Annotated in this window: 14 protein-coding genes; 7 read left to right on the forward strand and 7 right to left on the reverse strand. The window is 36.3% G+C overall.

Features of this window, described 5'->3' with window-relative positions; translation table 11 throughout:
* Positions 1-14: 14 nt before the first annotated feature.
* Positions 15-1,004 (forward strand): DNA-directed RNA polymerase subunit alpha, encoded by a 990-nt coding sequence (locus J3U36_RS05745; protein WP_065558592.1) that lies wholly within the window; start codon positions 15-17, stop codon positions 1,002-1,004.
* 29 nt (positions 1,005-1,033) lie between these two features.
* Positions 1,034-1,420, forward strand: a complete 387-nt coding sequence (gene rplQ / locus J3U36_RS05750; RefSeq protein WP_065558593.1) for a 50S ribosomal protein L17 — start codon at positions 1,034-1,036, stop codon at positions 1,418-1,420.
* 382 nt (positions 1,421-1,802) lie between these two features.
* Here the strand turns inward: rplQ and J3U36_RS05755 are convergent, their stop codons facing one another.
* The 4 genes from J3U36_RS05755 to fabI all read right to left on the reverse strand — a co-directional run bounded on the left by J3U36_RS05755 (position 1,803) and on the right by fabI (position 4,609).
* Entirely contained in the window at positions 1,803-2,006 is a 204-nt protein-coding gene (locus J3U36_RS05755) for a SlyX family protein (RefSeq protein WP_267350314.1), read from the reverse strand.
* A 58-nt stretch (positions 2,007-2,064) separates the two neighbouring features.
* Complete coding sequence (gene radC / locus J3U36_RS05760) at positions 2,065-2,733, reverse strand: RadC family protein (protein WP_267379674.1); 669 nt, start codon at positions 2,731-2,733, stop codon at positions 2,065-2,067.
* A 166-nt stretch (positions 2,734-2,899) separates the two neighbouring features.
* A complete protein-coding gene (slyD, locus tag J3U36_RS05765) occupies positions 2,900-3,469 on the reverse strand; it encodes a peptidylprolyl isomerase (protein ID WP_267379676.1) in 570 nt (189 codons plus the stop codon).
* 351 nt (positions 3,470-3,820) lie between these two features.
* Complete coding sequence (gene fabI, locus J3U36_RS05770) at positions 3,821-4,609, reverse strand: enoyl-ACP reductase FabI (RefSeq protein ID WP_065558597.1); 789 nt, start codon at positions 4,607-4,609, stop codon at positions 3,821-3,823.
* Between the two features lie 194 nt (positions 4,610-4,803).
* Here fabI and tehB point away from each other — a divergent pair, with 194 nt between their 5' ends.
* Complete coding sequence (tehB, locus tag J3U36_RS05775) at positions 4,804-5,664, forward strand: SAM-dependent methyltransferase TehB (RefSeq protein ID WP_267358894.1); 861 nt, start codon at positions 4,804-4,806, stop codon at positions 5,662-5,664.
* Positions 5,665-5,707: 43 nt separating this feature from the next.
* Here tehB and fmt read toward each other — a convergent pair whose 3' ends face one another.
* Together fmt and J3U36_RS05785 are read right to left on the reverse strand one after the other, a co-directional pair.
* Positions 5,708-6,670: a methionyl-tRNA formyltransferase gene (gene fmt, locus J3U36_RS05780; protein WP_267381808.1), complete on the reverse strand. Its 963-nt coding sequence runs from the start codon at positions 6,668-6,670 to the stop codon at positions 5,708-5,710.
* Positions 6,671-6,785: 115 nt separating this feature from the next.
* Complete coding sequence (locus J3U36_RS05785) at positions 6,786-8,642, reverse strand: SLC13 family permease (protein ID WP_411589700.1); 1,857 nt, start codon at positions 8,640-8,642, stop codon at positions 6,786-6,788.
* A gap of 272 nt (positions 8,643-8,914) precedes the next feature.
* Here J3U36_RS05785 and J3U36_RS05790 point away from each other — a divergent pair, with 272 nt between their 5' ends.
* Complete coding sequence (locus tag J3U36_RS05790) at positions 8,915-10,636, forward strand: thiamine pyrophosphate-dependent enzyme (protein WP_267379683.1); 1,722 nt, start codon at positions 8,915-8,917, stop codon at positions 10,634-10,636.
* A 93-nt stretch (positions 10,637-10,729) separates the two neighbouring features.
* Here the strand turns inward: J3U36_RS05790 and J3U36_RS05795 are convergent, their stop codons facing one another.
* Positions 10,730-11,224, reverse strand: coding sequence for a gluconokinase, GntK/IdnK-type (locus tag J3U36_RS05795; protein ID WP_416379834.1), 495 nt, complete (start codon positions 11,222-11,224; stop codon positions 10,730-10,732).
* A 317-nt stretch (positions 11,225-11,541) separates the two neighbouring features.
* Here J3U36_RS05795 and gatA point away from each other — a divergent pair, with 317 nt between their 5' ends.
* From gatA to J3U36_RS05810, 3 genes are read left to right on the forward strand one after another with little or no spacing between them, the layout of a single operon-like run.
* The gene (gene gatA / locus J3U36_RS05800) at positions 11,542-11,991 is read left to right on the forward strand and encodes a PTS galactitol transporter subunit IIA (protein ID WP_267358887.1); all 450 of its coding nucleotides are present in this window, start codon (positions 11,542-11,544) and stop codon (positions 11,989-11,991) included.
* Between the two features lie 20 nt (positions 11,992-12,011).
* On the forward strand, positions 12,012-12,296 hold the full coding sequence (gatB, locus tag J3U36_RS05805; RefSeq protein ID WP_220216354.1) for a PTS galactitol transporter subunit IIB: 285 nt from the start codon (positions 12,012-12,014) through the stop codon (positions 12,294-12,296).
* Between the two features lie 4 nt (positions 12,297-12,300).
* On the forward strand, positions 12,301-13,653 hold the full coding sequence (locus J3U36_RS05810) for a PTS galactitol transporter subunit IIC (RefSeq protein WP_220216355.1): 1,353 nt from the start codon (positions 12,301-12,303) through the stop codon (positions 13,651-13,653).
* The last annotated feature ends 62 nt before the right edge of the window (positions 13,654-13,715 follow it).

Genomic DNA, 13,715 nt, shown 5'->3' on the forward strand with positions numbered 1-13,715 from the left:
TAAGAGAGGACATAATGCAGGGTTCTGTAACAGAGTTTTTAAAACCTCACCTAGTTGATGTTGTTCAATACACTCAAACTCATGCGAAAGTGACTTTAGAGCCACTTGAGCGTGGTTTTGGTCATACTTTAGGTAATGCACTACGCCGCATTTTATTATCATCAATGCCTGGATATGCAGTAACCGAAGTTGAAATTGACGGTGTTCTGCATGAGTACAGTACTAAAGAAGGCGTTCAAGAAGATGTACTTGATATTTTGCTTAATTTGAAAAAATTAGCAGTACGTGTACATACCAAAGATGATGTTATGCTGACTTTAAACAAATCAGGCATTGGTGCGGTAACTGCATCTGATATCACTCATGATGGTGATGTTGAAATTGTTAATCCTGATTTAGTGATTTGTCATCTTACTGATGCAAATGCTTCAATTAGTATGCGTATTCGTGTACAACGAGGACGTGGTTATGTCCCTGCTTCTGCTCGCGTTAAGTCAGAAGATGAAGAGCGACCAATTGGTCGTTTATTAGTTGATGCATGTTATAGTCCTGTCGAGCGTATCGCTTATTCTGTCGATGCAGCTCGTGTGGAACAACGCACCGATTTAGATAAACTGGTTATTGATATGGAAACTAATGGTACTATCGATCCAGAAGAAGCTATTCGTCGTGCGTCAACTATTTTGGCTGAACAACTTGAAGCTTTCGTTGATTTACGTGATGTACGTCAACCTGAAGTTAAAGAAGATAAACCGGAATTTGATCCGATTCTTCTACGTCCAGTAGATGATCTCGAATTAACTGTTCGGTCTGCTAATTGCTTAAAAGCAGAAGCAGTTCATTATATTGGTGATTTAGTACAACGTACAGAAGTTGAGCTACTTAAAACCCCTAATCTTGGTAAGAAATCACTTACTGAAATTAAGGATGTGCTCGCATCTCGTGGTTTGTCTTTAGGCATGCGTCTTGAGAACTGGCCACCAGCAAGTATTGTTGAAGACTAAAATAAAATTTATATAAGAAGGATAAAGTTATGCGCCATCGTAAAAGTGGTCGTCAACTGAACCGAAATAGCAGCCATCGTCAAGCAATGTTTCGTAACATGACTAGTTCACTTGTTGAACATGAAATCATCAAAACTACATTGCCTAAAGCAAAAGAGTTGCGTCGTGTTGTTGAACCGTTAATTACGCTAGCCAAAAGCGATAGCGTAGCTAATCGCCGTTTGGCTTTTGCTCGTATCCGTGATAAAGATACAGTGAAAAAATTATTTTCAGATCTAGGTCCACGTTTTGCTACCCGTCCAGGTGGTTATGTACGTATTTTGAAATGTGGTTTCCGTGACGGAGATAATGCTCCAATGGCTTATATTGAATTAGTTGATCGCCCTGCAGTAGAAGCAGAAGCAACAGCTGAATAAGATTTTAAATCATTGTATACAAAAGCCGGCTATACGCCGGTTTTTTATTGATGATATCTATCACAGATCCTTTAACTTTGGTTTCCTTATCCTTAAGTTCATCGTATCTAAATCTACTATATTCCTATTCTTTAATTGATTAAAAATTAAGCTTATGTTGTTTTTAATAAACATATGGCATGAAAATCTATTGAGAGGGATTAGTTTAATTGAAATTTCAATGTTAATTTATTTTTAAGTAGATTTAGATATCGATGTTTTTATAACTCTTCTGGATATTTCTAATGTTAATTTAAGAGCATCTAATAAATAAGTATTAATAGTTTTTTAAAAATAGGCTACATTATTATTTCATCATTGAGATATCTGACTATAAACATAATTAATAGTGTGGTGGTGGGGTTTCCTCAGATAAATTAGCAATATTCGATGTTTGAGTGGCTTGTAGTTTTTGTGATAATAACATTAATTGCTCTTTTAGTTTACTAACATCGGCTTGAAGGTTGGTTACTGCTTGGTTTAATTCTTCAATGGTGATTTCTTGAAACGCAACTTTGGTTTCTAATAATTCAATTTGTTGTCTCATATTATTTTCACAATTAGACTTTTTAAATATTGACCTCTATTGTAAGTAAAAATAACAATTAAATCCATCCACGTTCAGCAAATGAGACATATTCACCTTTACCAATTACAATATGATCAATAATACGGATATCGATTAATTCACAAACTTGATCCAACTTGCGCGTTAAATTCCGATCTGCTTGGCTTGGTTCTGCTAAACCAGAAGGGTGATTGTGGGCTAAAATTAAAGAGGCAGCATTATATTGTAATGCTTTTCTGGCTACTTCTCTGGGATGAACTTCTACACAGTTATAAGTACCAATAAACATTTCTTCAGATGTAATGACGTGATTTTGATTGTCCAGAAAAATAACCATGAAGATTTCACGATCTTTGTTAGCTAAGCGACTAGCTAAATAATGGTGAGTTAACGAAGGTGAAGTGAGATAATTTTCATTTGTCATTTTTACTTTCAAATATCGGTGCGATAATTCAACGACAGCTTTGAGCTGAGTATATTTAACGGTACCTAATCCATGTTTTTTACAAAACTGCTCATGAGTAGCGTTCATTAAATGATAAAATGAGCCAAATTCATTTAATAAATTTTGAGCTAGTTCTAAAACAGGTAATTTTCGTGTACCTGTCCGTAAAAATAGCGCAAGCAGTTCTGCATCACTTAGCATTTCAACACCAAATTGTAAAAGTTTTTCTCTCGGCATCAGTTTTGGACATAGAGGATGCATAGTATTTGTATTCCACTCATAAAAAAACTAATTATTCTTAGAAAATTGGCTTAAAAGAATTGAAAATTGAGAAAACTGTGAACTGTTTCTCAAAAAAATGAATAATATTTCACATGATGACAAAAAAAGCGCTTGATAGCGCTTTTTTGTAAATTAATATGATGACTTAATGGCAACCGCAGCTTCCATGACCGCCACCACAACAACCACTATCTTCTTCATCTTCATGATCGTGTCCGCCACAGTCACAACCACCATGCCCATGTTCGTGACCATGTTCACCATGGATATGTCCATGCGCAATTTCTTCTTCTGTTGCTTCACGAATAGCTAATACTTCAACATTAAATTTTAAATCTTGTCCCGCTAACATATGATTTCCGTCAATTGTCACAGTATCCCCATCAATTGCGGTAATTTCAACAGGTAAAGCGCCATGGTCGGTATCAGCAAAAAAGCGCATGCCAACTTCAAGTTCATCAACCCCGACAAATACATCACGTGGCACATTTTGCACCAGTGCATCATTAAAATCACCGTAAGCATTGATAAGTTCAACATCAAATTTATCACCAACTTGATGGCCTTCTAGTGCATTTTCAAGCTTTTGTAATAAATTACCAGCGCCTTGTAAATATTCTAGAGGTGCAACAGCTGTTGCTTCGTCAACCAAAACCCCGTCTTTAGTGCGAACTTGATATGCCAAACTGACTACTGTATTTTTTGCTATTTTCATTTTTTCTCCAACAAACTTGTATTGAGCAAACATCTTAAGATTTTAACGGAAAATGAAGGATAAGTATTCATAATTTTTATTTTTGACTAAAACTGACCAATGAAATGATAAAAGATCATGAAATGAATAATGATTAACATCGTGTTAGTGTTAACACGATAAAAACAGTCGATAAAGAATTCTTACAAGAAAAGTGTGGAACTTACGATATATCTGAATAGATTCAAAAACCAAAGGATGAAATATAATTAATGTAATAACTGCCTTTTTTAATCCTAAAAAATTAGAAAATAGACGAATAAAAAAGGCATCAATGTTGATGCCCTTTTTTTATTTTTTAAATAATACCCATTATTTAAGTTCTAACTCGTTCATTGCAGCAATGCTAAATCCACCGTCAACATGCACAACTTCACCCGTAATACCCGATGCTAAGTTTGAACATAAAAATGCCGCAGAATTACCCACGTCTTCAATTGTAACTGTACGACGAATTGGCGTAACCGATTCACAATGTGATAGCATTTTTTTGAAATCTTTAATGCCTGATGCAGCAAGAGTACGAATTGGACCAGCAGAGATAGCATTCACACGAATTCCTTCTGGCCCCATAGCATTTGCCATATAACGCACGTTTGCTTCTAGAGACGCTTTAGCAAGACCCATTACATTATAGTTAGGGATCGCTCTTTCAGCACCAAGATAAGAAAGGGTCACTAACGCTGAATTTGGATTCAACATCGAACGACATGCTTTAGCCATTGCAACAAAGCTATAAGAACTAATGTCGTGAGCGATAGCAAAACCTTCACGAGTGACGGCATTAACATAGTCACCATCTAATTGATCGCCAGGCGCAAAAGCAATAGCATGAACAAAACCGTCAAATTTATCCCATGTTTTTGCCAGTTCTGTAAATAGGTTAGTAATACTATCATCGTGAGCAACATCACAAGGTAACACGATTTTAGAACCAAAGTCAGCCGCAAATTCTTCAACGCGTGCTTTTAATTTATCACTTTGATAAGTGAATGCTAATTCTGCACCCTCACGATGCATTGCTTGTGCAATACCATAAGCAATAGAACGATTACTTGCAACACCGGTAACGAGTATGCGTTTACCTGTTAAAAATCCCATAAAGTTTTCCTCTATTATTTTACTATACAGTCTAGGATGATGAAGATTATATGTTGATAAAGTCAACTTCGCTACTATAAATTTACTTTTAATGATTTTGTTTTGGTTGCTGAGTTACCAACAAAACGTTGTTTATCTCATCAATAATTGACTATAATAGTCAACTATTAATTTAGTTAACTCGTGATAAAATTTTGAAAAACCTAATTTGTTATAAAACATTACCTGTTTGGAATGCTAAATCATTACCTCAATCATTTTGTGAAAAACATAATACGCAAGTTGGCACTTGGGCTAAGCTCAATATCCTGGTGGGCAGTATCGATTTTGAGATATTAACTGAACAAGGGGAAATCATATCGCAACATCATTATGATGTTTCTCACCAGCCTCCCTTTATTTTGCCTCAGCAATGGCATCGTATCGCTCAGGTATCTGAAAATTTACAATGCCAACTATCATTTTACTGTTTACCAGAAGACTATACTTTTAAAAAGTATCAAATGACCAAAACACATTCTGAAGTGCTAGCGGCAAGCAAAATTATCCCGTTAGGAAAGGTATTGGATTTAGGCTGTGGTTCGGGACGCAATTCGCTCTATTTACAGCTACTTGGTTTTGATGTGAATGCAGTTGATAAATCCGAATTAAGTATTGGTAATTTAAATCAAATCATCAATGATGAAAACCTAAAGCACATTAATGCAAAAGTATATGATATCAATCAAGCAAATTTAGAAGGTGAGTATGATTTTGTTCTTTCAACGGTTGTCATGATGTTTTTACAACCTGAAAAAATCCCTAAAATTATTGATAATATGCAAAAATTGACTAAATCGGGTGGTTATAATCTTATTGTAAGCGCTATGTCTACTTCTGATTATCCTTGTTCTGTGGGTTTTTCATTTACGTTTAAAGAAAATGAATTGCGGGAATATTATCAGGATTGGGAAATACTGAAATATAACGAAAATGTTGGAGAATTACATAAAACCGATAGTCATGGTAATCGAATTAAATTGAGATTTGCGACTTTGCTGGCTAAAAAAAGATAATCATTACAGGATGATTCATCCTGTAATTTTTTACATTGATTAATTAGTTGGTACTTAGTTTTTCACCAACAACAAACCAAGCTTTGCGAGAGTTTAATAAATCTTGAGCTGACATCGGTTTTTTTCCGGCTGGTTGTAACAGTGTCATATTTAATGCACCATCGCTTGTTGCAATGCATATCCCTTTTTTGTCTGCTTGTAAAATAGTACCGACTGGTTGATTGTGGTGAGTGGATATCACTTCTGCTTGCCATACTTTCACTGGTTCACCATTAACTTCAAAATAACTAACAGGCCAAGGATTGAAGGCGCGAACACAACGTTCAAGTTGCTGTGCCGATAAATTCCAATCAAGTTTAGCTTCTTGTTTAGATAATTTTTCAGCGTAAGTGACCTGTGATGGATCCTGTTTTTCAGGTTGGATTTTCCCTTCAGCAATGAGTGTTAAAGTATCAAGTAGTCCTTGTGGACCTAATTGCGCCAGTTTGTTATATAACGTTGCACTTGTATCAGAAGGTTCAATTGGACAGGTGAGTTTATATAACATATCACCCGTATCAAGCCCAGCATCCATTTGCATAATTGTGATACCGGTTAAAGTATCTCCAGCCCAACAAGCGCGTTGAATAGGAGCTGCGCCTCGCCATCTTGGTAGTAATGAACCATGCACATTTAAACAACCTAGTTTAGGCATATCAAGCACAGCTTGCGGTAAAATAAGACCATATGCCACCACAATCATAATGTCGGCATTTAGCTCCGCGATGATTTTTTGATTTTCTTCCGTTTTGAGTGTTGCCGGTTGATAAACAGGAAGATGATTTTCAATTGCTAATTGTTTAACCGAACTTGCGGTTAACTTATTACCACGTCCGGCAGGGCGATCGGGCTGAGTAAAAACCGCAATGACATTATGTTTAGCATCAATTAATGCTTTTAAATGGGTTGCTGCAAAGTCAGGAGTACCAGCAAAAATAATATTTAATGGCTTGGCTGTTTGTGGCATATGTCTATAGTCCATCATCAAAAAACTCGGATAATTATAACTTAATTTTCATTAAGAATCTTTAATCAAAAAGAATCGATATGTTGGTTTTATCAAACTGATGATGAATTAATAATTAAAAAGGAAAAAATATAGGTACTAATGCAATATTCACCGCCATAACGAGAAAGGTTAAAGGTACACCGACTTTTACAAAGTCACTAAAGCTGTAACCACCTGGCGCAACGACCATGGTTTTTACCGGCGAAGAGACCGGCGTGATAAAGGAAGCAGAGGTCGCTATAGCCACAGTCATTGCAAACGGATAAGGTGAATAACCAAATTTTATTGCCAGATCAATTGCAATAGGGGCAATGAGTATTGCTGTAGCCGTATTAGAAATAAAGAGACCAACAGTTGAACATAATAAGAAAATGAAGGTCAGCACCATATACGGACTGAAAGAACGTAAATGAATTTCTAACCATGCCGATATGAGCGAAATGCCGCCGGTTTTATTCAGTGCTAAAGCAAACGGCATCATACCGATGATCAAAATGAGTGTTGGCCAGTGTATCGATTTATAAGCACTATTCATGTCGATGCAGCGTGTTGCTCCCATTAAAAGACAAGCTATTAGGGCAGCTACGACATTAGGAACAAGCCCCGTTACCATCAATATAATCATAATGGCCAAATTAATTAATGCTGCAAATGCTTGAGAACTTGCAGGTGCAACATCATCAATATCCGACGGATAATCTAAAACAACAAAATCATTGGTACGAGTTTGTAATTTTTGAATCGATCCCCAATCCCCACATACCAGTAAAGTATCACTCATTTCTAAACGTTCTTGGAATAAGTTATTGGTATCAACAGGGGCATGATTACGCCAAATTCCAATTACGGTTAAAAAGTATTTTTCTCTAAAATCGATTTCATTGAGTGTTTTGCCACAAAGTGACGATTCAGGTAATAGCGCCACTTCTGCCATGCCAACTTCTTTCACTTGTTCCGAAAAATATTCACCTCGTAAAACTTTAGGTTCAAGATTATTGGTCGATAAAAATGTTCGATAATCGGCTTCGGAGTGGGACATATCTAATAATAAAATATCGTTTTCCCGAAATTCTGTTGCCCCATTTACGGGGATTAATACTTTTTGAAATTTTCGCCAACGTTCAATACCAATAACATTGACACCGTGTTCACTTCGTAAATGTAGACCATCAATCGTACGACCAACAAAAGGCGAGCCTGGTAATATTTGTGCACGATGTGCCCGACCAATTAATTTATAGTCTCTGATTAAATCTGTGATTTTTCTTCTTTGTGGCTGGGTATTTGTCGGAGAAACTTGTTGAGCTGTTAATAACCAATTGCGCGTTAATATACAATAAATGACGCCAACAACAAGCACGCCTAACCCAATAGGGGTGATAGAGAAAAAACCGAATTCGGTTAAATTTGCTCGATTTAACTCACTATTAACCACCAGATTAGGTGCGGTTGCAACCAATGTCATCATGCCACTAATTAAAGCGGCAATACACAGTGGCATCATTAATTTTTTAACATGAATACCCGTATGATTGGCAATACTGATGGCAACAGGAATAAAGATAGCGACAACGCCTGTGGAACTCATTATTGAACCCAGTAACGCCACACCGAGCATAATACAGGTAATAATTCGAACATCATTTTTTCCGGATACCTTAAGAATATATTCGCTCATTTTGAACGAAATGCCAGTACGGACTAAACTTTCACCAATGATAAACAATAACGCAATTAAAATGATATTAGGATCGCTAAACCCCGAAAACGCTTCAGCAGGCGTTAAAATACCCGTGACTGAAATAGCTGTAATGGTTAGCAATGCAATAATATCCATTCTTAATTTGCTGAATGAAAACATTAAAATTGCTATAAATAGCAATAAACAAACAGTAATAAGCGGATAATATTCGATAAAGTAATGAGGCAAAAATGCAGTTAAAGAGGTTAATAAATTTTGCCCGGATGACAAATTTTCCACAAAAAGTCACTCTATGAGAACGATTGGATTTTAACCATATTACCTTGATTTATTGTAATAGGGAATATTTTCCAAAAAAGTTTATTCTCAAAAAAATTAACGAACATTACATTTTTAACATTTTTTGCTTTTTTTTTCATAACCTATTCGCTTTATTAAAACTTAGGTGTAATTTAGTTAACTTAGATTATTTAATCTGTTAATTGTGTCTAGGAGACAGTATGTCATTAAAAAAATCAGTTGCACAAATTATTATCGAAGTCTTAGAGGAAGCTGGTGTTAAACACTGTTATGGTATTGTGGGTGATACACTCAATTACATTACCAGTGCCATTAAAAAAAGTGACATTGAGTGGGTGCATGTTCGACACGAAGAAGTTGGAGCTTTTGCAGCAGGAGCCGAGGCTTATCTGACTGATCAGCTAACTGCATGTGCAGGTTCTTGTGGGCCGGGAAGCTTACATTTTATCAATGGTATTTATGAAGCTCAGCGCAATAAAGCACCTGTTATTCTCTTAGCCAGTCAACTGGTTACCTCACAACAGGGAACAGATTTCCCGCAAGAAGTTGATTTTGAGTCTGTTTATAAAAATTGTTCTGTATTTTGTCGTCAAATTAACGATCCTACTCAAGCAAGACAGATTACGACGGCTGCCGTTCAAGCCGCAGTAAATCAACGTGGCGTTGCTGTTCTGGTTATCCCTTATAATATTAGTTTAGAAAAAGTGGAAGATAAAAGTGGGCATAAAATTTATCATCCTAATCCGATCATTCGCCCATCAGATACAGAGCTTACCCAAATTGCAGAAATCTTAAATAAAAATCAAAAAGTGGCTATTTTTGCCGGACAAGGCGCGAATGGCGCTCATGATGAATTAATTGCACTTGCCGAAAAATTGAAATCGCCCATTGTGCATACATCAAGAGGTAAGGATTTTGTCGAATACAATAACCCTTATAATGTCGGTATGACGGGCATGTTTGGCGTTGAATCAGGATTAACCGCCATTAAAGAGTGTGATGTGCTGCTAATGTTAGGCGCTGATTTTGCATGGTCTCAATTTTACCCAAATGATGCCACCATTATTCAAGTTGATATCGATGCAACTCACCTTGGTCGACGTCATCCAGTGAGTGTAGGTGTTGTCGGCAGTAGTCAACCTACTTTGGCGGCTTTAATCCCTTTAGTTGAAAAAAAACAAGATGCTGCATTTTTAGAAAAATGCCGCCAATTATATATGAAAGCAATGGATAAATTGAACAAAAAAGCCATGCCTTCAAAATCAACGATTCATCCGCAATATTTAACGGAATTAGTTGATAAATATGCTAATGATGATGCTGTTCTATGTGCTGATGTGGGTTCAGCAATGGTTTGGGCTTGTCGACACTTTAATACTAATGGAAAAAGACGCACGGTCATCAGTTTAAAACATGGCACCATGGCTAATGCTATGCCACAAGCTTTAGGCGTACAAAAAGCATTTCCTAACCGACAAGTGATAACGTTATCGGGTGATGGTGGCATTAGTATGCTATTAGGGGATTTACTGACGACAATTCAAGAACAGTTACCGATAAAAATTATTGTATTAAATAACAGCTCTCTCAACTTTGTCGAATTAGAGCAAAAAGTAGAAGGAATTGTGGATCATTACACCGATTTACACAATCCAGACTTTGCTAAAGTGGCTAATGCAATGGGACTGTTTTCGATCAGAGTAGAAGATTCAGATTTACTTGAAGCAGCGATGCAATCATTTTTAGCACATTCTGGACCTGCCTTATTAGATGTCAAAACAAGTGCTAATGAGCTGGTTATGCCACCGGAAATTCAAGCGTCTCAAGTGATGGGAATGGCGCTATATAGCGTCAAAGCATCATTGAGTGGCAAAATGGGGGATGTTGTAAATTTATTAGTGGATAATTTTATTAAAAAATAATGATAAATTATCTCGATTATTCTGCCGATACATCGGCAGAATAGTTGATGATACATTACCAACTGATTAACAATCATTGCTTTGAGTGATTGTTTAGCTGTTACAGATTTTCTGTATGATACATTCGGTATCATTGACTACATCGGCTAAAGGTTGTTCGATATTAACGGTATAAACATCGTTTTCATCTTGTGATGGTTCTTCTAAAGTATCAAATTGGGATTGTAACATTCCCGTTTTTTGATAATGACCTTGACGTTCAGCTAAACGGTTTGCAATGACCTCAAACCCACCTTTTAAATAAATAAAATGAATATTTTTATTTTCGCCTCGAATAATATCTCGGTATTGTTTTTTTAACGCTGAGCATATAATAATTGAAATAGGATTAACATTGCTCATGGCAAATACTGCATCACTAATTAAACGAAGCCACGGCATTCTATCTTCATCATCTAGAGGCATACCACTGCGCATTTTTAAAATATTGGCTTTAGGATGTAAATAATCACCATCTAAAAAAGCGGCATCAAGATCATAAGCCACATGTTTGGCAACAGCTGATTTACCACTTCCTGATACCCCCATTAATACAAATACCTGTTGAGTTTTTTGTGACACAAAGACCTCTTACCTTTCCGTTTTTTATCAATAATATTCTGAGTATTTTAATGATATTTTCAATATCGAGAACGCGCTTTTGTGATGAAGATCATGAACTATATTATGCCCAATCATAAATTTATCACAATCAATTTCAAATTTTACTTAAAAAATAGATTTCGATCACAAAAATAATAATTGTCATTTGCTTTTAATTTCGAAAGAAAATAATCTTTCATTATAACTTTTGATTTCGAAAGTTTTATTAAAAAAATGAAGAAAGGCAATAAGGGTGATCAAAGATGAACAAATGTCAGCTCTTTATCGAAGATGATCTTCGATTTAACAATGAACAAGAAGCGCTTACTTATATTAGTGAACAACTACAACAAAAAGGGATTGTCAAAAAAAGTCATTTAGAAGCATTGATAGAAAGGGAAAAAACATTTCCAACGGGTATTGCGCTTGATGGTTATGCGGTTGCCATTCCTCATTGTGAAGCAGAGCATGCTATATCGCCGGCTATCTTTATTGTTCGAACACTATCACCTGTTGCGTTTAATCGAGCAGATGAAGACAGTATTGTAGAAGTTTCATTAATCATTTCACTGGTCGTGACTTCACCAGAAGATCAACTCACGCTTTTAAAAGCATTATTTTCAAATTTACAAGATAAAGAGTTCTATCACTTCTTATTAAACGCACAGCAAGATCAGATAGCTGAGCGATTTAATAACGTGATATTTAATTAGAAAGTTGTTTAGGAGGCATTATGAAAAAAAAGATTATTGTTGCGTGTGGTGGTGCAGTTGCAACATCAACTTTGGCTGCAGAAGAGATAAAAGAACTCTGCAAAGAAAATAATATTAAGTTAGATCTTGTTCAGTGTCGTATTAATGAAATTAATACTTTTATTGATGATGTCGATTTGATCTGTACTACAGCCAGAATGGATCAAACTTTTGGTGATATCCCGATTGTACACGGTATGCCTTTTGTTTCGGGGGTAGGGATTGATCAGCTAAAAGATAAAATATTGTCGATTCTAAAAGGATAAGTATATGTTTACCGAAATTATGCAGTACATTTTGGATCTTGGCCCTTCAGTCATGTTGCCGATTGTGATTATTCTCTTTTCGTTAGTGTTAAGAATGAAAGTGGGTGATGCCTTAAAAGCTGGTATTCATATAGGCATCGGTTTTGTTGGAATCGGTTTGGTTGTGGGGTTGCTCACAAGTTCAGTTGGACCAGCAGCAAAAGCCATGGCAGAAAGATTTGATATCAGTTTGAATGTTATTGATGTTGGTTGGCCCGGCGCTGCGCCGATGACATGGGCATCACAAATTGCTTTAGTTGCAATTCCCATTGCTATAGCCGTCAATATTGTGATGTTGGTTTCTAAACTCACTCGAGTTGTTAATGTTGATATTTGGAATATTTGGCATATGACCTTTACTGGTGCACTGGTTTATATCGCATCTGGATCCTACTGGTTAGGTATCGCTGGTGTGATTGTCCATGCCATTATTGCTTATAAGCTAGGGGATTGGTTTGCCAAAGATACTAAAGAGTTTTTTGAACTTGAAGGCATTGCTGTTCCGCATGGCACATCTGCTTATTGTGGACCAATTGCGGTATTTGTTGATGCTGTGATTGAGAAAATACCTGTTATTAATAAGATTAACTTTAACGCCGTTGACATGCAAAAAAGATTTGGCGCGTTTGGCGAACCGGTCACTGTTGGATTATTTATGGGGATCTTGTTAGGAATATTAGCCGGATATGGCGTTAAAGAGACATTACAACTTGCTATTCAAACAGCCGCAGTAATGTTATTGATGCCACGCGTAATTAAACCGATTATGGATGGCTTAACACCAATATCTAAACAGGCACGTAAACATTTACAATCTAAATTTGGTGGGCAAGATTTTCTTATTGGTTTAGATCCTGCTCTATTATTAGGACATTCAACCGTTGTTTCGGCTAGTTTAATTTTTATTCCTTTAAGTATTTTTATCGCCATTATATTACCGGGTAATGAGGTCTTACCCTTTGGGGATTTGGCAACGATTGGCTTCTTCATTGCGATGGGGGTAGCGATTCACCAAGGTAATTTATTTAGAATTATTCTTTCTGGTTCCATCATCATTGCTATCACGCTATGGATTGCTACACAAATGATTCCGCTTACGACCCAATTAGCCCTCAATGCAGGTACGATCAATTCCGATACCGGTATTTCAGTCGGTGCTATGGATCAAGGTGGATCGCCTATTACTTATATCATGGTTCAACTAGTCAATTTGAAACAACCTATTGGATTTATCGCTATTGGGATTTTCTATCTTTTCTGCCTATTTTTAACATGGAAACGAGCTCGAAAATATCAAGGTGCAACTGGGCAAAATTAAGTAAATAGAGGCGATAAACACTAAGCAATAAGTTATTGAAATGAAGTTGATTCCTATGCTTT

The sequence above is a fragment of the Gilliamella sp. B3817 genome (assembly GCF_026536705.1).
Lineage (GTDB): Bacteria > Pseudomonadota > Gammaproteobacteria > Enterobacterales > Orbaceae > Gilliamella > Gilliamella apicola_I.

Coding starts and splice junctions, on each gene's coding strand:
- J3U36_RS05745 (WP_065558592.1), top strand. CDS start 15: ATGCAGGGTTCTGTAACAGAGTTTTTAAAACCTCACCTAGTTGATGTT.
- fabI (WP_065558597.1), bottom strand. CDS start 4,609: ATGGGATTTTTAACAGGTAAACGCATACTCGTTACCGGTGTTGCAAGT.
- radC (WP_267379674.1), bottom strand. CDS start 2,733: ATGCATCCTCTATGTCCAAAACTGATGCCGAGAGAAAAACTTTTACAA.
- fmt (WP_267381808.1), bottom strand. CDS start 6,670: ATGCCACAAACAGCCAAGCCATTAAATATTATTTTTGCTGGTACTCCT.
- J3U36_RS05810 (WP_220216355.1), top strand. CDS start 12,301: ATGTTTACCGAAATTATGCAGTACATTTTGGATCTTGGCCCTTCAGTC.
- J3U36_RS05790 (WP_267379683.1), top strand. CDS start 8,915: ATGTCATTAAAAAAATCAGTTGCACAAATTATTATCGAAGTCTTAGAG.
- J3U36_RS05795 (WP_416379834.1), bottom strand. CDS start 11,224: ATGGGGGTATCAGGAAGTGGTAAATCAGCTGTTGCCAAACATGTGGCT.
- rplQ (WP_065558593.1), top strand. CDS start 1,034: ATGCGCCATCGTAAAAGTGGTCGTCAACTGAACCGAAATAGCAGCCAT.
- gatA (WP_267358887.1), top strand. CDS start 11,542: ATGAACAAATGTCAGCTCTTTATCGAAGATGATCTTCGATTTAACAAT.
- slyD (WP_267379676.1), bottom strand. CDS start 3,469: ATGAAAATAGCAAAAAATACAGTAGTCAGTTTGGCATATCAAGTTCGC.
- J3U36_RS05755 (WP_267350314.1), bottom strand. CDS start 2,006: ATGAGACAACAAATTGAATTATTAGAAACCAAAGTTGCGTTTCAAGAA.
- gatB (WP_220216354.1), top strand. CDS start 12,012: ATGAAAAAAAAGATTATTGTTGCGTGTGGTGGTGCAGTTGCAACATCA.